25 protein-coding genes are annotated in these 26450 nt (G+C 54.9%); 10 read left to right on the forward strand and 15 right to left on the reverse strand.

What is annotated here, in order from left to right; translation table 11 throughout:
* Positions 1-35: 35 nt before the first annotated feature.
* The 4 genes from DYU11_RS05905 to DYU11_RS05920 form a co-directional block, all read right to left on the reverse strand.
* Positions 36-476 (reverse strand): cytochrome c maturation protein CcmE domain-containing protein, encoded by a 441-nt coding sequence (locus DYU11_RS05905; protein ID WP_119666741.1) that lies wholly within the window; start codon positions 474-476, stop codon positions 36-38.
* Between the two features lie 46 nt (positions 477-522).
* Entirely contained in the window at positions 523-783 is a 261-nt protein-coding gene (locus DYU11_RS05910; protein WP_119666742.1) for a CcmD family protein, read from the reverse strand.
* Between the two features lie 33 nt (positions 784-816).
* The gene (ccsA, locus tag DYU11_RS05915) at positions 817-1476 is read right to left on the reverse strand and encodes a cytochrome c biogenesis protein CcsA (RefSeq protein ID WP_119666743.1); all 660 of its coding nucleotides are present in this window, start codon (positions 1474-1476) and stop codon (positions 817-819) included.
* A gap of 93 nt (positions 1477-1569) precedes the next feature.
* Complete coding sequence (locus DYU11_RS05920; protein ID WP_119666744.1) at positions 1570-2244, reverse strand: heme exporter protein CcmB; 675 nt, start codon at positions 2242-2244, stop codon at positions 1570-1572.
* A gap of 150 nt (positions 2245-2394) precedes the next feature.
* Here DYU11_RS05920 and DYU11_RS05925 point away from each other — a divergent pair, with 150 nt between their 5' ends.
* The 3 genes from DYU11_RS05925 (at position 2395) to feoB (ending at position 5730) form a co-directional block, all read left to right on the forward strand.
* Entirely contained in the window at positions 2395-3168 is a 774-nt protein-coding gene (locus DYU11_RS05925; RefSeq protein ID WP_119666745.1) for a sulfite exporter TauE/SafE family protein, read from the forward strand.
* A 133-nt stretch (positions 3169-3301) separates the two neighbouring features.
* Complete coding sequence (locus tag DYU11_RS05930; RefSeq protein ID WP_119666746.1) at positions 3302-3529, forward strand: FeoA family protein; 228 nt, start codon at positions 3302-3304, stop codon at positions 3527-3529.
* Positions 3530-3615: 86 nt separating this feature from the next.
* Entirely contained in the window at positions 3616-5730 is a 2115-nt protein-coding gene (gene feoB / locus DYU11_RS05935; RefSeq protein ID WP_119666747.1) for a ferrous iron transport protein B, read from the forward strand.
* 460 nt (positions 5731-6190) lie between these two features.
* On the opposite strand, the gene DYU11_RS05940 is transcribed toward feoB, so the two are convergent.
* Positions 6191-7693: an NAD(P)H-hydrate dehydratase gene (locus DYU11_RS05940; protein WP_119666748.1), complete on the reverse strand. Its 1503-nt coding sequence runs from the start codon at positions 7691-7693 to the stop codon at positions 6191-6193.
* A 115-nt stretch (positions 7694-7808) separates the two neighbouring features.
* Between DYU11_RS05940 and rplS the strand changes: the two genes are divergently transcribed.
* Genes rplS through DYU11_RS05955 form a run of 3 tightly spaced genes read left to right on the forward strand, consistent with a single transcriptional unit; the run spans position 7809 to position 10004 of the window.
* On the forward strand, positions 7809-8189 hold the full coding sequence (gene rplS / locus DYU11_RS05945; RefSeq protein WP_119666749.1) for a 50S ribosomal protein L19: 381 nt from the start codon (positions 7809-7811) through the stop codon (positions 8187-8189).
* A 57-nt stretch (positions 8190-8246) separates the two neighbouring features.
* Positions 8247-9020 (forward strand): diaminopimelate epimerase, encoded by a 774-nt coding sequence (dapF, locus tag DYU11_RS05950; RefSeq protein WP_119666750.1) that lies wholly within the window; start codon positions 8247-8249, stop codon positions 9018-9020.
* A gap of 54 nt (positions 9021-9074) precedes the next feature.
* A complete protein-coding gene (locus DYU11_RS05955; RefSeq protein WP_119666751.1) occupies positions 9075-10004 on the forward strand; it encodes a bestrophin family protein in 930 nt (309 codons plus the stop codon).
* Between the two features lies 1 nt (position 10005).
* Here DYU11_RS05955 and DYU11_RS05960 read toward each other — a convergent pair whose 3' ends face one another.
* The 3 genes from DYU11_RS05960 to DYU11_RS05970 form a co-directional block, all read right to left on the reverse strand.
* Positions 10006-10314 (reverse strand): rhodanese-like domain-containing protein, encoded by a 309-nt coding sequence (locus DYU11_RS05960; RefSeq protein ID WP_119666752.1) that lies wholly within the window; start codon positions 10312-10314, stop codon positions 10006-10008.
* A 61-nt stretch (positions 10315-10375) separates the two neighbouring features.
* Positions 10376-12856 carry a TonB-dependent receptor domain-containing protein gene (locus tag DYU11_RS05965; RefSeq protein WP_119666753.1) on the reverse strand — a complete coding sequence of 827 codons (2481 nt, stop codon included), beginning with the start codon at positions 12854-12856 and terminating at the stop codon, positions 10376-10378.
* Positions 12853-13863, reverse strand: coding sequence for a cytochrome c family protein (locus DYU11_RS05970; RefSeq protein WP_229365713.1), 1011 nt, complete (start codon positions 13861-13863; stop codon positions 12853-12855). Before DYU11_RS05970 ends, DYU11_RS05965 begins: the two co-directional genes overlap by 4 nt.
* A gap of 261 nt (positions 13864-14124) precedes the next feature.
* Between DYU11_RS05970 and htpG the strand changes: the two genes are divergently transcribed.
* Both htpG and DYU11_RS05980 read left to right on the forward strand, forming a co-directional pair.
* Positions 14125-16029 (forward strand): molecular chaperone HtpG, encoded by a 1905-nt coding sequence (htpG, locus tag DYU11_RS05975; protein WP_119666754.1) that lies wholly within the window; start codon positions 14125-14127, stop codon positions 16027-16029.
* 194 nt (positions 16030-16223) lie between these two features.
* The gene (locus tag DYU11_RS05980) at positions 16224-17504 is read left to right on the forward strand and encodes a glycoside hydrolase family 183 protein (RefSeq protein WP_119667477.1); all 1281 of its coding nucleotides are present in this window, start codon (positions 16224-16226) and stop codon (positions 17502-17504) included.
* 12 nt (positions 17505-17516) lie between these two features.
* Here DYU11_RS05980 and DYU11_RS05985 read toward each other — a convergent pair whose 3' ends face one another.
* Positions 17517-18155 (reverse strand): DUF4126 domain-containing protein, encoded by a 639-nt coding sequence (locus DYU11_RS05985; RefSeq protein WP_119666755.1) that lies wholly within the window; start codon positions 18153-18155, stop codon positions 17517-17519.
* A 148-nt stretch (positions 18156-18303) separates the two neighbouring features.
* On the opposite strand from DYU11_RS05985, the gene DYU11_RS05990 reads away from it, so the two are divergent.
* Positions 18304-20064 carry an ABC transporter ATP-binding protein gene (locus DYU11_RS05990; RefSeq protein WP_119666756.1) on the forward strand — a complete coding sequence of 587 codons (1761 nt, stop codon included), beginning with the start codon at positions 18304-18306 and terminating at the stop codon, positions 20062-20064.
* Positions 20065-20268: 204 nt separating this feature from the next.
* Here the strand turns inward: DYU11_RS05990 and DYU11_RS05995 are convergent, their stop codons facing one another.
* Together DYU11_RS05995 and DYU11_RS06000 are read right to left on the reverse strand one after the other, a co-directional pair.
* Positions 20269-20580 (reverse strand): hypothetical protein, encoded by a 312-nt coding sequence (locus DYU11_RS05995; protein WP_119666757.1) that lies wholly within the window; start codon positions 20578-20580, stop codon positions 20269-20271.
* Positions 20581-20643: 63 nt separating this feature from the next.
* The gene (locus DYU11_RS06000) at positions 20644-21933 is read right to left on the reverse strand and encodes a hemolysin family protein (protein WP_119666758.1); all 1290 of its coding nucleotides are present in this window, start codon (positions 21931-21933) and stop codon (positions 20644-20646) included.
* Between the two features lie 172 nt (positions 21934-22105).
* Here DYU11_RS06000 and DYU11_RS06005 point away from each other — a divergent pair, with 172 nt between their 5' ends.
* A complete protein-coding gene (locus DYU11_RS06005; RefSeq protein WP_119666759.1) occupies positions 22106-22798 on the forward strand; it encodes an NUDIX hydrolase in 693 nt (230 codons plus the stop codon).
* Between the two features lie 7 nt (positions 22799-22805).
* Here the strand turns inward: DYU11_RS06005 and coaD are convergent, their stop codons facing one another.
* From coaD to DYU11_RS06025, 4 genes are all read right to left on the reverse strand, one after another.
* Complete coding sequence (coaD, locus tag DYU11_RS06010) at positions 22806-23267, reverse strand: pantetheine-phosphate adenylyltransferase (RefSeq protein ID WP_119667478.1); 462 nt, start codon at positions 23265-23267, stop codon at positions 22806-22808.
* Positions 23268-23376: 109 nt separating this feature from the next.
* Positions 23377-24756 (reverse strand): MATE family efflux transporter, encoded by a 1380-nt coding sequence (locus DYU11_RS06015; protein ID WP_119666760.1) that lies wholly within the window; start codon positions 24754-24756, stop codon positions 23377-23379.
* An 87-nt stretch (positions 24757-24843) separates the two neighbouring features.
* On the reverse strand, positions 24844-25749 hold the full coding sequence (locus DYU11_RS06020) for a DUF3822 family protein (protein ID WP_119667479.1): 906 nt from the start codon (positions 25747-25749) through the stop codon (positions 24844-24846).
* An 84-nt stretch (positions 25750-25833) separates the two neighbouring features.
* On the reverse strand, positions 25834-26334 hold the full coding sequence (locus DYU11_RS06025; RefSeq protein ID WP_119666761.1) for an NUDIX domain-containing protein: 501 nt from the start codon (positions 26332-26334) through the stop codon (positions 25834-25836).
* Positions 26335-26450: the final 116 nt, after the last annotated feature.

Here is a 26450-nt window from a genome sequence, read left to right on the forward strand (position 1 = left end):
AATTCAACAATTCAGTCATTCCGTCACTCAATAACTTATAGCCGTGCCGTTTTGGCTTCGTGTTCGGTGGTTTCCAGCTTACCGTCCTGGTATTTCGACGGGCATTTCAGCAGAATCTTGTTGCACTGAAAGTGATCGCCCCGCATCGAGCCGATTACGACAACCTGCTCCGAACGGTCGAAATCCTGTGGCTTCGGCGCGTTATAGACGACTTTCTGCACCCGGTTATCGTTGTCGACGAGCGTAAATTCAAAATGGTTCGGGTCGATCTGGGGCTGGTAAAACAAGCCCTCTATCTGCCCGGTGGCATTTTTCTTGAGTTTACCGACCACGTGAATCATATCGTCGTTGCCTTCCTTGGCCATCTGAGCGGCCTGGTTAAAGGTTACGTACGAACTAGCGTCGCCGGCGGTCGAGACGATGATAGCAATGGCAATGGCGATAACGATGATGCCGAAGATATGAGAAAGTTTCATTATACGTACGAATTGATGGTGAACGCCTGACCACAGTGATGGTTCATTACGGCCTGACGTTCAAGGGCTGATGTTTGTCTTTAACTTCGTTTTCCAGTTTGCCGATTTTCCGGTCAAGCTGAATCAGGTACACGATAATGCCGGCAAACACCAGCGCGATGACGGCCACAACGACCCAGATCTTACCGTCGGCCCGGAGCCGGTCGGCCATCTCAACCCCATCCGTGACAGGTTGTTGAGCGAAAAGGTTCTGGGCGGTCAGCAGAACCGTTGCCAGTGCAAGTTTGCCTTTCAGAAATAAGCTCATAATCGTAATCAGGTAACGAAAAAGGACTCCGAATCATTCCTCAATAACGGCGCGAATTCGGCTTAATCTGACCCGTAGTTCAGTAATCCAGACGCCCAGGAGTGTGAAGCCGATAACGGCCGGGTAAAACACCATCCGCATCTGGCTATTCATGTCGTACTGCCCGAATGCCGGATTACCCCCGTTGCCGGGGTGCAGTGAATCGGTCAGGCGCGGCAGAATAAATATCAGCGGAACAAAGACCGCAAACGCAAAGATGTTGTACACCGCCGAAATCCGGGCGCGTCGCTGTTCATCATCGAACGAACCGCGCAGAATCAGATAAGCAAAATACAGCAGCATCGCGACGGCGGCCCCGTTTAATTTGGGATCATTCGGCCACGGCTCCCCCCACGTAAAGTTAGCCCACATGGAGCCGGTTGCGCAGCCCAACAGACCAAATACAATACCTGTGTTGGCAAATTCAACCGCGATCCGGTCATGGTCAGCAAGGCCGCTGCGCAGGTAGCGAATCGAGAAAACGGCCGACGTAAGCAGCAAGGTCGTCATCCCAAACCAGAGCGGTACGTGGAAGTACACGTTACGGATACTTTCATTTAGAATTGGCTGCCGTGGTACATTACCCAGAACCCCCCAGAATACGGTGTAGGTGAGAATGGCAACGGCTAAAATTTTCCACCAGGAATTTTTCATCTTTCTTACAGTTTTCGGTATTCAGGGTCTGGTTTTCGATAAGGCATCGTTACGGTAGCTACTGAAGCGCCGGATACCTATCAACTACCGACCCTAACTTCGCCAAAGAAACGGAAACAGCATCCACGACAGTACGAGTACGATGGCATCAATGGCCAGCACAATCCCGATCTCATCCCAGCTTACGCTACGGTCGAGGCCGTCGATGGCGTTTTTCGATACCCGCAGCAGCATCAGCAGCAACGGCAGCACAATCGGAAAACTCAGTACGGCCATCAGGGTCGCTGAGTTCTCGGCTTTCGAAGCGATGCCTGCAATGAGCGTCAGCGAAACGGCAAAGCCAATTGCCCCCAGCACCAGGCTCAATACATACAACCCGACGTCTTGCACCGGATTACCCAGTACGGACGCGTAGACAATAAACCCCAGCCCGGCCAGCGCCAGCATCAGCACGGTATTGTACAGAATCTTCGACAGAATAATCTGCTGCGGACTGGCCAGCGTATAATAATACAAAAGCCGCCCGGCCCGTTCCTGCACAAAACTTTTGGCAATGGCATTGATGGCTGTAAAGAGCAGAATAATCCAGAACAACGTATTCCACACGATCGGTGTCAGCAGGCCACGCCGGGCGCTGAAACTCAGGTAGCACACGAACACCGCCCCGACGATGTACAACAACATGCCATTGAGTGCATAGCGCTGCCGCCATTCGAGCAGAAACTCCTTCCGCATCAACGCACCCAATTGCCGTACTGATTCAGCCATGCTGCTTCTTTTTAATGTACAAAATTACGACACAAGCAGGTAGGGTAAAAGAAATAAATTGAAGTTCGTGGATGAACTGAAAATTTTATCCAGTGAAACGGAAACCTAAACCGATGAGGAAATGCTTTCGTAAAAAATAAACCAGTGAGTATGGAGTATAGTACCCCGCTTACGCTCTGCGGCTTTTCATTTCTGGCGGGTTTTATTGACGCTATTATTGGGGGTGGCGGTCTCATTCAGACACCCGCTATGCTGTTTACGCTACCCAGCTATCCGGTGCCGACGCTGATCGGTACGACCAAGATTCCCTCGCTGGCCGGAAGTCTAATGGGCGCGACTCAGTACAGCCGCCGGGTAGCGGTGGCAGGGCGTTTCGTAGGTCCGGCGATGGCCATTGCCTTCAGCATGTCGTGGCTCGGCTCCTGGACGCTCACGCGGGTGCCGAACAGCTTCATGAAACCCCTCGCCCTGGTTATCCTGACGGCCGTGTTCTTTTACACCCTGAGCCGGAAAAACTTCGGGCAAGCCAACCAGCGTACTGTTTCGGCCGGGCAGCAACGTACCCGTATGTGGCTGATGGGGGCCCTCGTTGGGTTTTACGATGGCTTCTTCGGGCCCGGAACCGGTAGTTTTCTGGTGCTGGGCTTTATTGCCCTAATCGGGTTCGACTTCCTCAAAGCCAGTGCGCATGCCAAGTGGATCAATGCCTCGACTAACCTGGCCAGCGTATTGTTTTTTGTGAATAAAGGAACAATGCTCTACGCGCTTGCCCTGCCAATGGCCGTGGCCAACCTGTCGGGGGCGTTTTTGGGGGCAAGACTGGCCATTCTGAAAGGTAATCAGTTCATCCGGGTGTTTTTTCTGCTGATTATCGCGCTAACCATTCTGCGATTTGGCTACGATATCTTCGTCTCCATGGCCTGAGCAACGTACTGGGCCCGGGGCTCTCTTTTTCTCCGTGTCTCTGCTTGCATCATTAAACTTTCCGTCGTAATCTTGCGTTAATTTGAATGAATCTAAATAAATGTAACGCCTGACGGCGGCATCCACCGACACCATGAGCAAGCGCAGTGTTGCTGATCTGAAAATTGGAGAACGAGCCATTATCCGGTCCTTTAATGACCAGCTGATGTCGCTTAAGCTGTTGGAAATGGGCTGTCTGCCGGGGGCTGAAGTTTGTCTGCATTGCAAGGCCCCGCTGGGTGATCCTATCTGCCTGAACGTATCAGGCTACTGTTTATCCATGCGTCGGTCAGAAGCGGCTACAATTCTGATTGATAATTAGCAACATTCGTTCAGGGCCGGCCAGTTTTGGTGGCTTGCCCATGAGCCGAATACTGCGAATCCCGGCGGGGAACCGCGTACACCAATTTGAAAACGTCCCCCGTAATTGCTTTAGTTGGAAACCCGAATGCCGGCAAGTCATCGCTCTTTAATCAACTGACCGGCCTCCGCCAGAAAACCGGTAACTTTCCCGGCGTAACGGTGGATAAGAAATCCGGTCCGTGGTCAATCGACGCCCACACCGAAGCCATCGTTGTTGATCTTCCCGGCGTTTACTCAATTTACCCAAAATCGCTCGACGAGCAGATTGTCACCGATATTCTGGCCAATCCTGAGCACCCGGACTATCCGGATGTGGCTGTGGTGGTGGTCGACGCATCCAATCTACGTCGGAATCTGCTGTTATTCACCCAGGTAGCCGATCTGGGCGTACCGGTGGTGCTGGCGCTGAACATGCTCGATGTGGCCCAGAAACAACATCAGGAAGTCAATGCCGTTCGGCTGGCCATGCGCCTGGGTGTACCGGTGGTACGTATCAACGCCCGTTCGGGCGAGGGGCTGGAACCGTTGAAAAAAGCCGTTGTCACGCAATTGAATGCTCCGGCACTGCCGCGTCAGTTGTTCTTCGACCCGGCCGAACAGGTTGGCGAACTGATTGCCGACACCAAAGGCTCCTATCAGCTCGAAAACAACTACCTCGCCCTTCAGTACGTCATTCAGCACGATGGCTTCTCGTTTCTGGACCAGCAGCAGCGCCGGGGACTGGACCGCATCATCGACCGGTATCAGTTCAGGGAGCCGGAGTTTCAGGCCAGTGAGACCATTACGCGCTACCAGCGCATTGCCGATGTGATGGCGGATGCGGTTGTTGACCGCCGACCCATCGATCAGCCCACCTGGAGCCAGCGGCTCGACCGGATTCTGCTGCATCCGGTGTGGGGCTATGCTATTTTCGGCTTCATCATGCTGCTAATTTTTCAGGCCATTTTTGCCTGGGCACAACCGTTCATGGACGCTATCGATTCAGGCGTAGCCTGGTTGAATGGTACTCTGAAAGAGCAATTACCCGAGGGGCCGCTCACCGACCTGCTCACCGATGGGGTACTGGCCGGCATCGGTGGCATCCTGGTTTTCATTCCTCAAATCGCCTTCCTGTTCTTCCTGATTGCGCTCCTGGAAGAATCGGGTTATATGTCGCGGGTGATGGTCATTATGGACCGGATCATGCGCAAATTCGGGCTGAACGGCCGGAGTGTGGTGCCTTTGATTTCGGGCGTGGCCTGCGCGGTTCCGGCCATCATGGCGACCCGAAGCATCGGTACCCGGCGCGACCGGCTGATTACCATCCTGGTTACCCCACTGATGAGCTGCTCGGCCCGGCTGCCTATTTACACCATCCTGATTGCGCTGGTCGTACCTAAACAGCAGGTCCTTGGCTTTTTCAATCTTCAGGGGCTGGCCTTGATGGGGCTTTATCTGCTGGGTCTGGTCAGTGCGTTGCTGTCGGCCTATGTATTGAAGCTGGTGCTCCGGTCGAAGGAACGTAGCTTCTTTATAATGGAACTGCCGACGTTCAAACTACCCCGGTGGAACCATGTCGGGCTAACGGTCTGGGAAAGTGTTCGTTCGTTCGTGTGGGAAGCCGGTCGGGTAATTCTGGCTATTTCCATTGTTCTGTGGGTACTGGCCAGCTACGGGCCGGGCGACGCCATAGAGCAGGCTGAAAACCGGGTCCGGCAGCAGAATCCCGGTTTATCGGGTGAGTCGTTGGACAATCAGATAGCTTCCCAGCGGCTTGAGGCCTCGTATGCCGGACATTTTGGACACTTTATCGAGCCGGCCATCAAACCACTGGGCTACGACTGGAAGATTGGCATTGCTTTGCTGAGTTCGTTCGCGGCCCGCGAGGTGTTTGTTGGCACGATGTCAACCATCTACAGCATCGGCTCGGGGGACGACGACGGCACCACAATTCGGGAACGGCTTCTTACGGAGCGAAATCCCGATACCGGCGGACCGATGTATACCCCGGCGCTGTCATTTTCACTGCTGGTTTTTTACGTCTTCGCTATGATGTGTATGAGCACGCTGGCGGCTACCCAACGTGAAACCCGAAGCTGGAAATGGCCCGCCGTTCAGTTGGTATACATGAGCATTCTGGCCTACGTTGCTGCGTTCCTGACGTATCAGGCGTTGAGCTGATAGTTTATAAAAAGCAAAGGCCCGGCAAGTCATACCTGCCGGGCCTTCGTCGTGTCGGGTGCAATCACCAAAGAAGTCCTTTAGAGATTAGCGGATAGATGAAGTGATACAGGATGTAAGTGAATAGAGCGAGTGTTAATCCACCCAAGGCGGTAGTCTGATCCAGTACTAAACGACTCTTTCTGGCCGGCCGGCTCATCCGCCACTCCCGTTGTGCTACGTTTCTCATGGTATCTGGTGGTATAGATATGGTGAAGACAACGCAAATTTGGGGCCGGGCGCCGAGTTATTTTAGAGCAAAACCACGCTTCATTTATTTTACGTATAACTACCTGATCGTTTTGGTATGAACGTATAGGGATTGAATGTGAATTAAGCGAATGGACACGCTGAGCGGCTGTTTGTAGCCTTTGTACTGTGGCGATTTCTCCACATTTTTAGTAGTCTAAACTCCACACCCTTAGCTCCAGCGTAAGGCATCAATCACGTCTGAGGCAATCATACCTATAGGGCCGCGTTGTTCAGCTGCGTGGTCGCCGGCCAGACCATGCGCATATACACCCAGTACAGCCGCTTCGACCGAGTCATAGCCTTGCGCCAGTAGGGCCGTCAAGACACCTGTCAGTACGTCCCCGGTGCCGCCCGTACTTAATCCCGGATTGCCCGTCGAATTAAAGTGTACGTCACCGTCGGGGGTAGCTACGGCCGTAAAGGCACCTTTCAGCACTACAACCACCCGATACCGTTTGGCAAACTCCTTCAGGCAGTTCAGTTTTTCATAGTCATCCGCCCACGGCTGAGTCAGCCGTTCAAACTCTTTAGGGTGCGGGGTGAGAATGCTGTTAGGGGGCAGCTCAGCGAGCAGTTCACGGTTCTCAGCCAGCAGGTTAAGGGCGTCGGCATCGATCACAACCGGCTTTTTTAGGGTAGGCAGGAGTTCACGCAGCATGGTCAGGGTTTCGGGAGCTTTGCCAATGCCCGGGCCAAGACCCACCGTCGAGTACTCGGCCGGCGCGGGACTTTCTACTTCGCTCTGCCCCGTCAGCACGTACTGATGGCCGTCGGGGCGACACATGGCTTCGGGAACGGCCGTTTGCAGTACCGAGTAGCCACAACGGGGTACCTGGACCGTCAGCAGTCCGACGCCGGACCGCAGGCAGGCCCGGGAGGCTAGTACAGCCGCACCAATTTTACCGTAGCTGCCAACCAGAAGCAGCGCATGGCCGAATGTACCCTTGTGCGAAAACCGGTCGCGTTTGTGCAGCAGCAGCCGGGCTTCATGAGGAGTGGTGTAATAATACGGGGTAGGCGCCAGATCGATGTAGCGTTTGTTCAACTGGATGTTCACCAGGTGCCATTCCCCAACGTAGCGGCCGTTGCGGGGCAGTACGAAAGCTAGTTTGGGCAGTTGAAACGTAACGGTATGATCGGGTTCGATGATTACGTCGTCGGAATGATTCGGTCGGTCGGCATACAGACCACTGGCGATATCGACCGAGATCACGGTGGCCGGGGCCCGGTTAATCGCTTCGATGGTGCTCCGTACGATGCCCTCGGCCGGCCGCGACAGGCCCGATCCCAGAATGGCATCGATCACAATTTCATTGTGCCGGATGGCCGGAATGTCGGTCGAAAGTTCAATGTAGCTGATCTGTTCGGTAATCAGTTTCAGCCGCCGGTGATTGTGCATGAAGTCGTCCGATTCGCGGGGAGCATACCGTACTACGTAAATTTCGAGGGAGTATTGCCGCTCCAGGAGGAGCCGGGCGATGGCCATACCATCGCCCCCATTGTTGCCCAGGCCGCAGAAAATCTTGATGGGAGCTGTGTTGAGATACCGGGCCACAAACCATTCGACGAAGCCCTGAGCCGCTCGTTCCATGAGGTTGAGCGGGGCAATGGGTTCGTACTGGATAGTGGCCTGGTCAAGCGCGCGAATCTGGTCAACGTTCAGTATCTTCATGGAGTGCACTCAAGGTAATTTTGCAAAAGTATTTTCTGGCAGTGAGAAGTTTACTATATTTGCGGCTCATTTCGCAAATTCTTATCTGGCGATAATAGCTATTATATATACAGTCATGAACGACTTGATCAAACTGGTGGAGGACGACAACGCACAGCGTCGCACCAATCTGCCCGACTTCCGGGCCGGTGATACCGTAAACGTGCACGTCAAAATCCGCGAAGGTAATAAAGAGCGTATCCAGGTTTTCACGGGTACGGTGATTCAACGCCGGAACCCAAACACCAACGGCGAAACGTTTACCGTTCGCAAAGTATCAAACGGCATTGGTGTCGAGCGGATTTTCCCGGCTCTGTCGCCCAACGTCGACAAGGTTGAAATTGTACGTATGGGTAAAGTCCGTCGTGCGCGGTTGTTCTATCTCCGGGGTCGTCAGGGTAAGGCTGCCCGTGTGAAAGAGCGGAAAGCAAAAGTAAGACAGGCAGTAGCAGCCTAAACGCTGCCAAGCACATTGTTGAAAAGCTGCCTGCAAAGGCGGCTTTTTTTGTAAGCTATGAACTTCGTCAAATACCAGGGAACCGGCAATGACTTCGTGCTGATCGATGACCGCGACCAGCTGTTTCCGGTTGGCAATCAGGCACTCATCGAGCGGCTCTGTCACAGGCGGTTCGGCATTGGAGCCGACGGCCTGATTCTGCTCCAGAACGATCCGGACTACGACTTCCGGATGGTGTATTTCAACGCCGATGGCGCCGAGGGCAGCATGTGCGGCAACGGCGGGCGGTGTATCGTCCGGTTTGCTCACGACCTGGGCCTGTTCGACAGCGAGACCCGCTTCCGGGCCGTCGATGGTGAACACGTAGCGGTGGTGTGTGAAGAGGAAATCTTTCTGAAAATGAACAACGTAGCCGGAATGGAGCGACAACCCGGCTACACGTTCCTGAATACCGGATCGCCCCACGTCGTTGTCTTTACCGAAGACCTGGCCGCTATGGATGTGGTCGGTGAGGGCCGTCCCATCCGGTACGCTCAGGCGTTCCAGCCGGGCGGCACAAACGTGAACTTTGTGCAGGTCATGGACGACCATACGCTGTTTGTCCGCACCTATGAACGGGGCGTTGAGGACGAAACCTACTCCTGCGGTACGGGCGTAACGGCGGCCGCGCTGGTGGCACACCGGCAGTTAAACATGCCCGATCCGGTGTTTATTCAGACGCTGGGCGGCCATCTACGTGTGTCGTTTAACGCCCGGGAAGAGGGTGGATTCGACAATGTGTATCTGATTGGTCCGGCCAGGCGTGTATTTGCAGGAGCCATAACCCTTTGATTCAAGTCGCAGTTATAGGTGGTGAGGATTCATAAAAGATAAAGGTCACTACCTATGATTGTTTACAAATCGAGAGACTGGCTACCGGCTCTTTACCATTTTCATACCGGCCCGACAGCAAGAGACTTGTTAGGCAAACTGATAATCGTAGCCATCTACGTAACTACCGTTTGTATTGTTGAGATTCGGTATTATGACCTACGGCTGAAGGATACGCCCAGTTCGTTCCTCCAGGCCATGGGCATTCTGCTTAGCCTACTGCTCCTTTTTCGCAGCAATACCGCCTACGATCGTTTCTACGAAGGGCGTCGCACGTGGGGGGTTCTGGTAAACTGTTCCCGGAACCTGGCTATTTTTTACAATGCCATATTGCCCGCCGATGATACCATCAATCGACAGTTCTTTGCCAAGGCCATCTCGAACTTTCCCTTTGCGCTGAAGAATCACCTGCGCGACCGGCCCAATCCGGACGAACTGGATGTGCTGGAAGATGGCGACCGGCGTGAGCTGAGTAAAATTGAACACGGGCCGGCGAGTGTCACCAATCATCTCTGGGTGCGTACGGAAGAACTGTATCGGAAAGGGTATTTTACGGAATCGCAGCACATCAACCTGAACGAACTGCTTACCGTGCTGATGGACGTGAGCGGTATCTGCGAACGAATCAAGAGTACGCCCATTCCTTTTTCCTACAACCTGTTTATCAAGCTCTTCATCCTGCTCTACGTAGCGGTGCTGCCGTTTACCGTCATCGAAGTCTATGGTTACCTGACCATTCCGATGGTGCTGTTTGCGTCGTATATCCTCGTAGGACTGGAACTGATCGGGGAGGAGATCGAGGATCCGTTCGGGCTGGAGCGTAACGATTTACCCTTAAACCAGCTCAGTCAGCAGATTCGCGTAAACGTCCATGACATCCTGCAGATTCGTCTGCCGCACGTGGAAAAACAGGCGGCAAAAGCCGGCTTTACCATCGTAACCTAGTTCAATCCTCAACGCCCAGCAAACCGCCGTGGAGGTGGTAGATCGTTTTGTGCTGCAATTCCGGCTGGCGCAGAAAGTCCTTGGCGGCTACCCGGCTGCGAACCCCGTTGGAACAGATTACAATGAGCGTATTGTAGGATTCCAGTTCGGCTTTGCGGGCGCGAATGTCGGGCAGGGGGATGTTTACCCCGCCCAGGTTAAATTCGTCGAATTCCCACTCATCGCGCACGTCGACAACGACCGTACCCGGGCCTTCGCGCAGGGTGTCGAGGTCGGCGAGATGAATGTCCGTGTAAGGCTGTGTGGTCATACACCGACGTAACAATCAATCTCGCCGACCTGTTCGCACAAGGCTCCGCAATACAAGCAGACTAGCTTCTGACGCGGCTCTGTTCGCTCTCAGAGCCGCCCGTTTGCCGTTGCCGGAGGGTTTGTCCGCTGTTGAAGCGGTAGGCGAAGGAGATGGTAGCCACGCGGCTGTCGAGGTAACTGTACCAGCGGGCCGTGGAGTTGCCCAGTCCCTGGATGTCTCCGCCTACCTGGTTCGTATAGAACAGATCGCTGACGGCCAGTTTGAGGGTTCCTTTATTTTTCCAGACCGTTTTGGCTATTCCCGCCCGAACCTGACCAATAGGGATGATGATGAACTGCCCAACGTACGCACGGGTCTGGTACGTACCGGCCAGTTCGGCGCTCCACGAAGAGGTAAGCCGGAATTGGTTCGTTGGGGCTACGTACCAGTACGTACCGCTATTGTCTAGTTGCTGGTTGTACAGGTTAGCCTGGAAGCGGTTGTACATCACTTCCGAGTACACTTGCAGCGTCCACCATTTAACAGGCTGCCAGGTGCCGTTGAGCGCAATACCGTAGCTCACCTGTTTGCCGATGTTTCCCGGACGGCTGTAAAACACCTGATTTCCCTGCTGAATCGTTTCGAAGATGACATCCCGCGCCTGACTGTAGCGCAGCGTGGTTGTAACGGAGTTGTTGAACGTATGCGATAGCTCCAGGTTATCAGAGAACGTGGGCCGCAAATAAGGGTTGCCGCCGTAGAGCGTGAAGCGGTCCAGTGGGTACGTAAACGGATTCATCGACTGGTAGTTGGGCCGGTCAATCCGGCGGCCGTACGAAAAGCGCAGTTGATGCTTACCCGCCGAGTCGAGCCGGTAAGTCGCGTAGAACGTCGGGAAGAGGCTGTTGTACTGCCGACTGAACGAGGAATCGTTTACCATCTCGTTGCCTAGCTGCTCGCCCCGGATGGCCGTATGCTCAAAGCGCAGGCCTGCCTGCATGGTAAACCGTTTGCGCTCCAGGCTGTAGTTCAGATAACCGGCGCTGATGGCTTCGTTGTAGGTAAAGTTGTTCGAGAACTCGTAGTTGGGCCGGCGTTCATTGCCCACTACGTCGAAGAAATTCGCTACGTTGTCGGTTTCGATATCGCTGCGTTTTACCCCGGCTTCCACCTTGCTCCCTTTGGCCAGCGGATGTACGTAGTCGGCCTTCGCCGTCCGGATGTTGATTGTTGACGGCAGCGATGACTCCAGAACGGTTTTTTCGACGGGCTGTCCGGTGGCAAATACCGTGTTGGTCAGCGACTGGTCAGTGTCGGAGCCGTAGGTGAGGTAATCCAGGTTAATCGACAGCTCCCGCCCGGAACTGTCGAATTTGTAGGCGTAGTTCAGGTTGGCGCTTTTGTTGTCCAGCAGTCGGTCAGACGGAGTGAAGGCTTCTACCCGGGCCGTTACCCCACCGTTGGCGTCAAACAGGCGGGCGTTGTTGGTAACGGTAGACGTGGCTGGGTTATGAAACCCGCTTAAAACCAGTCCGAGCGTCGACTTACCGGAGACGTACCAATCTACGCCGGCCTTGAGGTTCGCGCTGTTCATCCGACGCCGGATGTATGAGTTCTGGGTAAAGCCGGATTGTTTCTGACCGGTGGGAGCGAAATACTCACGCCAGATGGTCAGGTCCTGGTACATGTTGTTGGCGTTCAGGCTGACATTCCCGAAAAAGTTAAGATTACCCGTGCGGTAGTTCAGGTTCGCGCTGTTGTTGCTGCGAAAATAGCGTCCCTGCCCATAGCTGACAGACCAGCCGCCGTTCAGGCCCCGCGCTTTGGTCTTCTTTAGCCGGATGTTGATAACACCCGCGTTGCCGGCCGCATCGTACTTCGCCGGTGGGTTGGTCATGATTTCAATCGTTTCAATCGAGCCCGACGGCAGCGACCGCAGATAATTGGCCAGTTCGCCCGCCGACAGATACGTCGGTTTATCATCAACGAACACCACCACGCCCGCACGCCCCTGCAGACTGATCACTCCGTTGGCATCTACCTGGACGCCCGGCGCTTTCTCAAGCACTTCCAGCGAGGTCGTGCCGGCGTTGCTGATGAGTGCGTCGGGGTTGACGACAACCCGGTCAATACGCTGTTCTACAAACGGCTTTTTGGCCACGACCCGGACCTCGCTCAGGCTTTTCTCGGCGGGCTGGAGGGCTATGGCCGGCAACGTAACGCCCGCGTGCTGTTCGTCCAGGGTAATCGGTTGGCTCATGTAGTTCTGGTAGCCAAGGTAACTCACCGACAGGCGAAACGTACCAGCCGATAGTTTAGCGATCGCGAATGTACCGTTGGCGTCCACCAGCGCGCCTTTGACAAACGATGAATCCGTTGAGCGAAGCAGAGAGACGACCGCCCCTTCCACGGCTTTTTGGTCAGCACCGGCCACCGACCCGGTGATGGAATAGGACTGGGCCGCGGCAAAACTGGTCGGTAGAAGTAGTAGAAGCAGGTATCGTAGCATCGTGAACGGCAGGGTTGTTGAAAAGAGTGGGGTGAACAGGCGCTGAGTCATTCGCTTTTTGGGTTTGAGAAATGGTTCGTCTTCGTTTGCTGCTTACTGGTTGTGGCAATGAATACACTGATCTGGTTTTTGACAGGGGGCACCGTTCGCAGGTACTCATATATGGCTCCGAGGTCGGTTTCTGTCATACCCGCGTACAACGTCCAGGGCATAACCGTGTTGAAGCCGTCGCCGACGGGAGGAGCTGCGAAATGCGCCAGATCGTAGGCTTTGAAGCGATTAATGAAATCCTGCCGTGTCCAGCGACCGATGCCGGTTTCGGGGTGGGGGGTGATGTTTGCCGACCGAACGACTCCGCTCTTCACCTGAACCGCCATGCCCCCGGCAAACGGCGCTTTAGGCACCAGTTTACCCATGACCCGGCGAGTATGACAGTCGGCACAGCCAGCCATCTGCGTGAGGTAGCGCCCGTAGGCAACCCCCGGCAGCGCCGTTGTATCCGTCGACAGAACGGCCCGGTGAGGCATCAGGCGTAACCCCAGCCGCAGGGGGGCTGGTACGCGGGCGGTGGGGACGTCATTGGCGACGGGGTCGAGCGTGCGCAGATACGCTACGATGGCCAGCGCATCGTCCAGCCGCATCTGGTGGTAGTTGCGGTACGGCATCAGCGGAAACAGAGGTTTGCCCTGTTTATTCACCCCGGTAGTCATGGCCACCAGCAAGTCGCCGTCCGACCACTGGTTCAGGGCCGCGGGGGTCAGGTTCCGGCCGTAGACCCGGCCCGGCAGACCGTAATTTTTTCCGTATTCTTCGCCCCCGGCCCCCAGCGTACCTGGTTTGATCGGACCGGTCAGCAGGGTCCAGTCGCGCCGGGAATGGCAATCCATACAGGCCGCTACGTGATTGGCCAGATACCGGCCGCGCTCAATCCGGGCGGGCGTAGGCTTCAGAGTGATGCTTCGGAGTGGTTCGCCCCGGTCAGTTTTGACCGAAGGGTGGACGCAGCTCGTAAGGCCGTTTAGTACCAGGAAAAAAACGAATCGAAAAGCGGGTTTCACAGCAGAGCGATCAAGGCAATCAAATTTACCCGGCGGCAGAAGCGGTGGAAAGCAGATTATGCGCGAACTACCGGTTTTACGCTCTCAACTGCTGGATACATTATCTGAATGGGGCCTGCTTCGGGCTGCTCTGGACAGGATGCTACCGGCAGGAGCGTACACTACGTGTCCTGTCCTGCCAATGTGTCAGCCAGAGGGCATCTGGAACAGGATTTGCCCTCCGCCCGTTCAGAGATATAATCAGTCAACTAGTCAACATATATGGAAGCAGTACAGAACGAAAAGGGCGATACCACGCGGGGCGAATCCACGCCGGGCGAATCCACGCGGGGCCAAATCTCGATCCATACCGAGAATATCTTCCCGATCATCAAAAAATTCCTTTACTCTGACCACGAAATTTTCTTGCGGGAACTGGTTTCCAACGCCGTCGATGCAACGCAGAAACTTCGTCAACTGGCATCGTTCGGTGAATTTTCGGGCGAGCTGGGTGATCTGAAAGTGACCGTATCGCTGAACGAGGAAGATAAAACAATCACCGTCAGCGACAACGGTATCGGTATGACGGCCGACGAAATCAAAAAGTACATCAACCAGATTGCGTTCTCCGGCGCCACCGAATTTTTAGAAAAATACAAGGACAAAACCGGGGCGGGCCAAGCGGACGACAAAGGGCAGATTATTGGTCACTTTGGCTTAGGCTTTTACTCGGCCTTTATGGTGGCTGAGAAAGTCGAGATTGTAACTAAATCATTCCGCGAAGAAGCGAGCGGGGCCGACCATTCGGGTGCCCGCTGGGTCTGCGACGGCTCAACGGAGTTTGAACTGAGTCCCGCCGACCGCGCCGAGCGGGGAACGGACGTAATTCTGCACATTGCCCCCGACTCCGAGGAGTTTCTGAACAAAGGTCGGCTGCGCGGTATTCTGGACAAATACGCCCGGTTCCTGCCCGTGCCAATCGAATTTGACGGAGATGTCGTAAACAACACCACGCCGATCTGGACCAAAGCCCCGTCGGATCTGACCGACGAGGACTATAAGACGTTCTACCGCGAACTGTATCCCATGTCGGAAGAGCCGCTGTTCTGGATTCACCTGAACGTCGATTATCCGTTCAACCTGACGGGGATTCTGTACTTCCCGCGGATTAAAAACGAATTCCGGTTCCAGCGCGAAAAAATTCAGCTCTACAGCCGGCAGGTGTTCATTACCGACGAGGTGAAGGACGTAGTGCCCGACTTCCTGATGATGCTGCACGGGGTGATCGACTCGCCCGATATTCCGCTGAACGTATCGCGCAGCTTCCTGCAGGCCGATGCCAACGTAAAGAAAATCAACGGATACATCACCCGTAAAGTAGCCGACAAGCTGAACGATCTGTTCAAAGCCGACCGGAAAGCGTTTGAAGAGAAGTTCGACGACATCGGGCTGTTCATCAAATACGGGGCCCTCAGCGACGAGAAGTTCTGGGAAAAAGCCAAGTCGTTTGTCCTGCTCAAAAATACGGAGGGGGCCTACTACACCTTCGATGAGTACCGCGAGCAATATCAGGTTAATCAGACCGACAAAAACGATACGCTCGTGATCCTGTACGCGACGGATCGCAGGCAGCAGGATGCTTATGTCGAGTCGGCGCGTCGCCGGGGCTACGACGTAGTGCTGTTCGATACCGTTATCGACCCGCACTTCATCAACAGCATTGAATACAAGCTCGAAAAAACGACCTTTAAGCGGGTTGATGCCGATACGCTGGACAAGCTGATCGACAAGGGGCTGAACAACGAAAGTGTATTGTCGGAAGACGACCGCACTAAGCTGAAGGAGCTGTTTGAGCAGGCGCTCGAGAGCAAGTCGCTGACGGTAAGCGTAGAAGCCCAGCCAACCGACGAACTGCCCGTTACCATCACGCTGCCGGAGTTTCTGCGTCGGATGAAGGATATGTCGGCGCTGGCCGGTGAGCAGTCGTTCTACGGGAACTTGCCGATGAACTACAACGTGGTCGTCAACGCCAACCACCCACTAGCCGGTAAGATCCTGGCGACGGAAAGCGAAGACGCCCGCAAAGCGCTGATCAAGCAGGTGTACGACCTGGCCCTGCTGTCGCAGAACATGCTGTCGGGAGCGGACCTGACCGCCTTCGTACGCCGGACGGTGGAGACGCTGTAAGTGATCTGAATGCGTAGACCGGGGTGGACTGCCGGATTGAGGGAAAGCCGGGGCAATGGCTCAGTGGCTGACGTCAATCAATCCGGTTGTTCACCCCGGTCTATTGTATCCGGGCGATTAGTAAAACCGGCCGTTGGTGGGCTTTTCTGCCTATGAACGCACAGAAAATGCTCGCAGTAGCCGCGGTGGGAGGGATGCTCATCGCCGGAGTCGGCTTTTTGCCGGTGAGCCCGCTTTCCATTGACCGCCCCACCGCCACGCCTACATTCAAACTGGTACCCAGCCAGACGTTTTATTTCAACTCCTTCGTCGACTGTAACATGGCCGAAGCCTGGGTTGGCGATACATTCCGGATTTTTCCGGGCAAACACGGCGAAGACCCGGTCTGGGGCTATGCCGACGACCTAAAGTTTGCCGATGGCCGAAACGCCGACGAAGCGTTCAGCCGAAAAGCCAATGAGTTTCGAACGCCCAAAATACCCGACAACGCACCCATCGGTAAAGCCGGACTACACGGGGCCGTCTGGTTTGAAACCGTTTATCAGGATGCCCGCGACCGCTCCGGCAGGACGCTCTACGCCGTTTACCACAATGAGAATTACCCCTCAACGCTTCCGTATGACCCAAAGACCGGCGAAGGCTATATCAACAAAAACTGGCCGCAGGGGTTGAAAGGCCCAACGTCGCCGGCGGCTGTATGCCGGATCGGTATCATGAAATCGACCGATGGCGGCCGAAGCTGGGATAATCGGGGACTGTTCATTGAAGACCTCCAGCCCCGGATGATCCTGAAGCCGCACAACACGTCGAACACCTTTGCCGGGGGCGTCGGCGATCCATCGGCTGTGGCCAGTGGCGATTACCTGTACCTCTTTTACGGCGAATACGGCTTTCCCGGTACGTACCAGCCGGCGGCATACCAGCCCGAAAATGAATACAAAGGCCAGTGCATCAGCGTAGCGCGTATCCGGCTGTCGGATCTGGACAACCCGGTTGGGAAGGCCCGGCGCTGGGACGGTCGTGGATTCAATGCTCCGCCCAACGGCATTGGCGCGCCCATTGCCTCGCTTCAGATTCCACGCACGGAGGGGGGCGGCCCGGCTTCGTCGCCCACGGGTGGGTTCCACTGGGGGCCGTCGGTAAGCTGGAACTCGTACCTCAACGCCTGGGTAATGCTGATGGGGAAAGTCGTCGGGCCGTCGTGGGCGGGCAGCGATATTTTCATTTCCTTCAATACCAACGCCGACCTAAGCCAGGGCGACAACGCCCAGCAGTGGAGCAAACCGCAGTTGCTGCTGAGCCGGCCCGGGCATTTTTTATGGTACCCTTCCCTGCAGCCGCTCAACACGCCCGATGACATCGCCCAGAAACGTACCTGCCTGAAGCTGGGTCAGAAAGCCCGGCTTTTTGTAAAAGACATCCTGCCCGAAAAGAGTGTGTATCTCTCGGAGTACGTGATTGAATTTGAAAAATAACCGGTCGGGCGTCTACACCCGGCCGTTACTGCTGCGCGGAAACTGCGCCGGGCTGGTACCACCAGCCTGGTTGCGGCCGGCGCGGGTAAACCACACTTTGCGCCGGCTCAGCAGCCGGGCCGCAACGAACAACAGCACCAGCACGATAACCACGAACGCAAACAACGGTAGCAGAACGGTCAGGATGGACAGGCCAAACGAGGCTATGTTCTCGCCAGTAGCCACAACCGGATTGCCGATGCCCCCCGTTGTGGCCGTAGAACCGAGCCGCAGCAGACTGGTACCGGCCTGAACGAGTCCCGCCGATCCGCCACCCAGCATCAGGCCAAGCCCCCAGTCAAGAATGGGGCTGTCGATCTGTAGAAACGACGTACCGAGCAACGTACCAGCTATGATCGATGCGGGTGTGGCAACGGTATCCAGCAGGTTATCCAGCCAGGGGATGTAGTAGGCACCAAGTTCAAAAACGGTCGCGACCGATAGCACCGCCAGAGCCGACCAGGAACTGATCCACTCAAGGCCGTCCATGGTGCCGATGACACCTAATTTAGTAGCGACGCTGGCTACGAGCAGGGGGACGAACACCCGGAAGCCGCAGCAGGCGGCTAAACCAACCCCCAGGCAGGCGCTGATAATCCATTCTATAGTCATGGTAGTACGTTGGATTTCTGGTTACAGTTTACGGTTTTCTGTTCAACAACTGGTGACGCCATTTACCGTTGAACGGAAAAACTCTAAACGGTAAACTGAAAATCGACTTCTGCTGTTACCCAGAAAACTTGCCATCTAGTCCTTTCCCGTGAACGAAGAACAGAAGAGTGGCCGCATTTTTGACTGGCCAACGCTCAAACGCCTGTACGACTTTGTACGTCCCTACCAAAGCCGATTCTACCTACTGGTGTTTATCATCCTGCTGTCGGCTTCGCTGGCACCCCTGACCCCATTGCTGATTCGGTATACGATTGACAATGAGATCGCTGAGGGCGATTATCAGGGCCTGACGCTCATGCTCGTCCTGATGATCGGCGTGCTGGTGCTCCAGGCTATCATCCAGTTTTCAAATACGTTCCTGTCGGGCTGGCTGGGGCAGCACGTCATCCGCGATATTCGCGTGCAGCTGTACCGTAAAATTCTTCACCTGCGGCTCAAGTTTTTTGATAATACGCCCATTGGCCGGCTCGTGACGCGCTCAATTTCTGACGTTGAAACCCTCGCCGATGTGTTCAGTGAAGGCATGGCTGCCATTGCCGGGGACATTCTGCAACTGGTTCTGATCGTAGCGGTAATGTTCTATACCGACTGGCGGCTGTCGGCCATCAGCCTGTCGATGATTCCGCTGATGCTGCTCAGTACGTACATTTTCAAAGAGAAAATCAAGGATTCATTCAACGAAGTGCGGGCGGCCGTGGCTAACCTGAACTCATTCGTGCAGGAACACATCACGGGCATGAGCATCGTTCAGATATTCAGCAGCGAAAAAATTGAGGCTGAAAAATTCCGGGCGATCAACAATGAACACCGCAAAGCCAACATTCGCTCGATCTGGTACTACTCCGTCTATTACCCCGTTGCCGACATCATTTCGGCGCTGGGCGTGGGGCTGGTCGTTTGGTACGGGGCCCGCGAAATCATTAACGAGGAGGTAACCTTCGGGACCGTTACGGCCTTCGTGATGTTCATCAATCTGTTTTTCCGGCCCATCCGGATGCTGGCCGACCGCTTCAATACGCTCCAGATGGGTATCGTCAGCACCGACCGGATTCTGAAACTGCTCGACAGCGACGACTACACCGTCAACAACGGAACGTACGTACCCCCGGCCATGAAAGGTGAGGTCGAGTTCAACCACGTCTGGTTTGCCTACAACAATGAGGATTACGTACTGCGCGACATTTCGTTTAAGGTCCGGGCCGGCGAAACCGTCGCGTTCGTGGGCGCTACCGGAGCCGGCAAGTCATCCATCATTAACCTGCTCAGTCGTTTCTACGACATCAACAAAGGCGAAATTCTGGTCGATGGTGTTGATGTGCACGACTATGAACTGGGTTCGCTGCGTCGGAACATCGGGGTCGTTTTGCAGGATGTGTTCCTGTTCTCCGACACCATCGAGAACAACATCACCCTTGGCGACAAACGTATCAGCCGCGAAAAAATGGTAGAAGCCGCCAAGCTGGTGGGCGTTCATGACTTCATTGAGCGGTTGCCGGGCGGATATAGCTACAACGTCATGGAACGGGGCTCTACGCTGTCGGTGGGGCAGCGTCAGTTGATTTCGTTTGTCCGGGCGATGGTGCAGGACCCGAAAATTATCGTGCTGGACGAGGCTACGTCGTCGGTAGATACCGAAACGGAGGAGATGATCCAGAATGCCATCGACAAGCTTATGAAAGGCCGTACGGCCATCGTGATCGCTCACCGGCTGTCCACGATCCAGAAAGCCAATAAAATCATCGTAGTCGATAAGGGCCGGATCGTGGAGCAGGGAACGCACGAAGAACTGCTCCAGCACGAAGGATTCTATGCGAATCTGTACCGAATGCAGTACAAGGAGGTTGTGTAAAGAGGTCAGGTTTCAAGGGCAACGTTCGAGAAGCATCAACGTTGCCCCTGAAACCTGAACATGAATTATGGATAATTACCTGGACTAAAAATAGGCGCCGTAATCCCGGACGGGACGCGTAGGTGCCTGAAGAACCGAAAAAAGCGGCCACATCAGACAGATAAATAATGTGTCTGATGGCATACCATTCATACCGTCTGTTACTTACAAAAGACTCCGGAATCCCTCTTCTTCATCTTCCGGACCGGCACCGGTGATGCCTTCGTGAATCACTTTCCGTTCGGGACCTTCGGGTTCCTGGCCTGTTGGGCCGGGGCCGGACCCATCAATGGCATAGGCAATCGAGTTCGCAAGATCATTGGAGGCCTTGTCCGGCTCTTCGTCAGCCGGTTTGGGGTATTGTTCGCCCGCCTGTTGATCAATGATCTCTTCGTCGGCGTTTGGATCAAAGTCCATGCCGGACGGAATCTGGCCCGAATCGCCGGGCGTGCTGGCATATTGAATCAGGTGTCGCATGGTTGCTGATGAGTTTAGTTACCCATTACAACCGGCTCCGGGGTATGGCTGTTCGGAAAAAATTTATTCTTCGGTAGGTTTACGAACGAGAATTTTGTCAATCCGACTTTTATCCATATCGATAATCTCGAAGGTGTAACCCTGCCACATAAACGTTTCGCCGGTTGTTGGAATGTCTTTCAGGATGTGCAGGGCGAAGCCGCCGAGCGTATCAAAGCCCGTCAGATCGCGTCGGCTCTGGGGCGAGATCGTAATGTCGAAATACGACACAAATTCATCAAACGGCAATTGAGCATCAATCAGGAAGGAGCCATCTTCGCGCTCCCGAATCTCATAATCGGAATCGGTATCATCAGCGATGTCCCCCACCAGGGCATCAACGATATCATTCAGCGTAACGATGCCCAGGATGCCACCGTATTCGTCCACGATGATGCCCACGTACTGCCGTCGCTCCCGGAACCGTTCCAGCACCTGATACGCCCGGTTATTTTCGGGAATGAACAGCGCATCGCGTTTCAGATCCATCAGCCGCAGCAGCTCAGTATCAAGGTCTTTGCCTAGAAAATCTTTGCTGTAGATCAGCCCCAGCACATCATCGACGCTGCCTTTGCAGAGGGGGTACACCGAATGCTTGGACGACATGATCCGGGCTTTGTTCTCGGCCGGGTCTTCTTCCAGATCGAGATAGGTAATCTCCTGCCGGTTGGTCATCAGGGACGTAATCCGGCGGTCGCCCAGTTGGAAAACATTCTCGACAATCTCCTGCTCGATTTCCTCGATGGTGCCGGCCGAGCCGCCTTCTTCGATCATACTCCGGATTTCCTCTTCCGTAACGGCGCTTTCGTTGGGCTTGATGCGTAACAGCCGGATCAGAATATCGCTGGAAAAGCTCAGCAGGCCAATAAACGGCGAGGTCAGCCGCGACAGCAGGATCATGGGCGCGGCCATAGTTTTGGCAATCCCCTCCGGGTTGGAGAGGCCGATGCGCTTGGGAACCAGTTCGCCCAGAACCAGCGACAGGTACGTCAGCATCAGCAGGACCAGCACAACCGCAATGGGATGGGCGTAGGGTTGGAGGGCTTCCACCTGCGCTACGTAATTCTGCACATCGGTTGTAAGCTGATCGCCCGAAAAGATACCAAGCAGAATACCGATAAGCGTAATGCCGATCTGCACCGTCGACAGAAACCGGTTCGGCGCGTTGGCCAGATCGAGTGCCACCTGTGCCCGCCGATCACCATTCTTGGCGGCCGATTCTAATTTGGATTTTCGCGACGATACCAGGGCGATTTCTGACATGGAAAAGACTCCGTTCAGAATCGTCAGCAATAAAATAATGAGTAGTTCCACAAAGGAGAGGACTTGACGTATTGCAAAAATAGCAATCGCAGGCAGTTTTTAATGAGCTGCTGCATAAGTCCTGTTTCAACTGGTTGCTGCCTGGTTGTCTTATACCACCAACACCGTCGTGTGAAGGACCAATAGTTTTGCTACTTTTGCGGCACGAACTGCTCTTGTCTGCATGATTGTCTTTATTGACGACCGACCCATTCGGCTCGTCGGCGCGAAAGCCGCATCTCAGATTCTCGATTCCACGCAACAACAAACGTTTACCGATTATGACCTGATTCTCGACGCCCGGCTGGAAATTCTGAAAGAAGAAGCCCTGCACGGACATCTTCTGGTCATGAACGCGACGCCGGCCACCATCGACCGGCTGCTCGTTCTGCTGCAAAAAGCCCGGACCAATGGATTACTGTCGGTAACGCTGGTTTGCGCCGATAAAAGTGCGTGCGAAGATGAAATAAAAAGCCATTTCAAGGTCATTAAAGCCGCCGGGGGCGTCATTGTAGACAACCTGCAAATCCTGCTCATGTACCGGCGGGGGGTCTGGGATTTACCCAAAGGAAAACTCGACGACGGCGAATCGTCGCGCGAAGGAGCCGCCCGGGAAGTGGAAGAGGAAACGGGTATCAAAGTCACAGTTGGCGAACGCATCTGCACAACCTGGCACACGTACAGCCTGAACGGTAGCCGGATCCTGAAGCGGACGAAGTGGTATCGGATGGGCGTCGTAGACGACAGCCGGATGGCTCCCCAGGCCGATGAGGACATTGAGAAACTGGCCTGGATGGATCGCCGGCAGGTGCAACTGGCCCTGACCAACTCGTTCAGTTCCATCCGCTACGTTATCGAGTCGCTCGGTACGTGGTAGTGATTGCCTACGTCTCCTGAAATTTATACGGCAGAAATGAGTCAATTTCTTTGCCGTAGCGGTGCAGATCCCGGATGATACTCGAACTGATGGGAGCCAGGTGGGGCGACGTAATCAGAAACACGGTTTCGACTTCCTCGTACACAAAGCGGTTCACCTGCGAGATGCCGTTCTCGTATTCAAAGTCGGTGGTGTTGCGCAGTCCCCGCAGCAGAAACCGGGCGCCCAACTGACGGGCTACGTTCGCCGTCAGGTCATCGTAGCTCACCACCCGCACGGCCGGGTAGTCCCGGAAGGTTTCTTCGATGAGCCGCATCATCGGCTCCAGCGCGAAATACCGCTGTTTGTTGGCATTGCGCCCGATACCGATCACAATCTCGTCGAAGAGCCGCAGCCCCCGTAGTACGATGTCTTCGTGGCCTTTTGTGAACGGATCAAAGGAGCCGGGGAATAAAGCGATTCGTTTCATGTACATAAATGACGGAAAGACCGCGAAAGATAACGGCAAAATTGTCATATCGCTACTTTGACCAGTATCAGCGTACCGTCAGACCGGTCCGGTATCTTTGAGATGACTCCTATCCTTTCAGAATAGCTTCGGGGGCGTAGTAGCGATGCCGGTAATAAACCGTATACAGGCTCACGCCCAGGAGGGTGATGATTTCGGCTAGCGGCCGGGCCAGCCAGATGGCATCCAGTCTGGTCGTAAAAAAAGGCGGCAGCACCGACAGAAGCAGGCCAATCAGAACCACCCCTTTCAGTACACTGATCAGGATTGATACCGTATACTGGCCGATTGTCTGCATGTACATGGCCAGGATAAAGTTGGGCCCCGCTACGATGTAGAGCAGGAAGCTGTACCGGATGGCGTCGGCCGCTACCTGGCGGAAAGCTGCGCCTTCTTTCCCCGCTACGACACGGACAAAACCGGTTGGAAACAACAACCCGATGCCATAGAGTGCGCTGCCCAGCGTCAGGGTAAACAACAGCGCAAACCGTAGGGTATTCTGCACCCGCTCCGGCTGTCGCGCCCCGATGTTGAAGCCAATGATAGGCTGTATGGACATCATGGAGGCCGTAAACAACCGCAGAAAAATGTTATTCAGAAAATTAATCAGACCAAAGGCCGAAATGGCCAGCACCCCATACGGCTGAAGACTTCTCGACAGCAGGAGCAGCCCCAGCGAACCGGACACTTCTGACACGAAGGACGGAAAGCCAACCCTGAAAAAACTGCGCCACTCGCTGAGATGGAGCGTAGGCCTGAAGTGCCGTACATCGAGGTGGCCGCTGCCTTTTCGCAGATAAACAAGGATGTAGACGATAGCGGCCAGCAGCGAAAGGCCCGTGGCAATGGCGGCTCCGGCAATACCGAACGGAAACACGATGACCAGCAATACGTCCAGAACAATGTTCAGCACCGACGAAAATACCGTTACGTTCTTGTTGACCTTTGGCGCGTTGTCGTTGTTGAGAAAAGTACCCCACAAAAACCGCAGAAACAGAAACGGTACAAAAACAAAGTTCCAGAAGATGTAGTCGGTCGTGAACGTCAGGATGAGCGGACTCTCCTGGCCTGCGATGAAAGTAGCGATGGGAGCGGCCAGCAGCGGAGCCCCAACGGCCAGGATACTGCCCGCGAGCAGCACCAGGGTGGTTGTAAACCGAAACACCTGCTGGGCGTGCTGATAATTTTTCGCGCCGATGCTCCTGGAAAACGTAATGCCTCCGCCAATCATCAGCGGCAGCAGCAGCGAAATGAACGCAAGCAGTATTGGGGCGTACAGCCCGACGGCCGCAATGGCTTCCTTGCCTACCTTCTGCCCTAAAATGATGCCGTTGATGAGCTGGTGCGAGGTAACCGACACCATGCTGATGAGGGTGGGAACGTAGTAGTAGAAAAAGAGGGAGCGGACTGAGTCGTTGCCCAGGTCGGTTGATTTACCCGTATCGCGCATGATCAAGAGGAAGCCGGAGCCGGATTGACTGGATGAACAATGGGATAAGCAGCTGTAGCGGAACGCCCAGCCGGGACAAACAGCCCCTTAGCTAAGCAGGCAAAGCCCGAACAGACTCAGGTAGCGGTGTTCGGGCACTTCGTCGAACTCCTCAGTCAGCGAAACACCGGGGGGCGTTTGCCCAAACGACAGATTGGGCAGAAAACGGGCCAGTTCAGCGTAGGTATCGGCGAAGGGCGTAATCTCACCATAAAGCGATACGGTCGTTGCATCAGGAACCAGTTTCAGCTCGTCGAGGATGTACAGAATGTAGTAGGCCAGGTCCTGCGCATTTTTGAAGCCAAATCGGTTGCAGTACCGTAGCTGGTGGTCGGCACGGTGGATGATGGTGACGAACTCGTTATCAAAGTACAGCCACACATTTTGTCGCGACAGCGAATGCCGGTCGAGGTTGGCGGTTGCCTGCAGCAGCGAACTGCTCTGGTGCACGAACGTTAGTGGCTGAAGCGGATATACCTCCGAAAAATAATCGGCCAGCGGATGCTCCAGGTTGAACACGGAGAGGAAACCTTCGGCCTCGTGGGCATACGACTGCGCAAATTCATGTCCCGGCAGGGTGTTACCCCGCATCAGGCCGAGATAACTGCCGGCGTACTCTTTCCGGAACAGCGGTTTGGGAATCAGCGTAAACGACGACGAGTTCACGGCAATCCGGATCTCCTGCCACGTCCGATCCTGCGCAACTCCGTTGGCATGCAGCCCGGCCGACAGCACCGGGTGCTCCCGAAACACGTCGGGCAAGACGTTCGTCAGGGGGCGCTCGGTGAGCAGAGAGGGAAAGGTGTAATCTTCGAAGTAGCACCCGCGCCTGCCGGCGTTCTGAACCAGGAAGCGAAACCGGTCGTGCCCAACTTCCATACATAGCACCGACTGCCGGGTTTTGGCCAGGTCGAATTGGTCGGAGTGAATGGCTACGGTTGGCGCTAGGGACACAGTGGTTTGCACGGGTTCAGGCAACTAAACGGTTACTGACAGGAAAAGGGTTTTAAACTTACAAAGCGGTTGCGACTTGGACAACTACTGATGCAAATACCCTCGCAGACGGAATATATCGTCGAATGACTGGCAATAGGTAAATAAAGCGTGTACTTCTTCGGGTGGGTACGATTTGATTTCTTCAAACGTCATCAGCCGCACATCCTCAATGATCTGCCCGTCGAGGCTCATTTCAGGGTCGGTGCCCTGGCGAAGCGAACCGCCCGTAGCCCGCACCGTAAAGAAGAGTTCCATGGCGTGGAGCGGGGGCTGCATGAATTCATTAACGAACAACAAATCCCCTACGTCAACCGACAGCCCGGTTTCTTCTTCAAATTCGCGGATGAGTGCTTGGGGAGCCGATTCGCCGAACTGCGCCCCGCCACCCGGCGGGCACCAGAAGGTATCGGTCGGGCCAATACCCCGGTGGCGAACCATCAGCAGGCGATCAGCCTCGTGGTAAAGACCGCAGACACGAAGCCGCAGCCGGTTTCCATATAATTTAAGCACTTCTTCGCGGGCTTTATCCAACGTTTGCGTCACGGCCTGAAACGGTTAAAAAAGAACGCAAAGATAGTACATAATTAGAAATGGATAACCCAGACGGTCGATAGTCGATACAGGTTAACAAAGAACCGACGCCCGTTTCGGCTATCGAC

Source organism: Fibrisoma montanum (assembly GCF_003583365.1).
GTDB lineage: Bacteria > Bacteroidota > Bacteroidia > Cytophagales > Spirosomataceae > Fibrisoma > Fibrisoma montanum.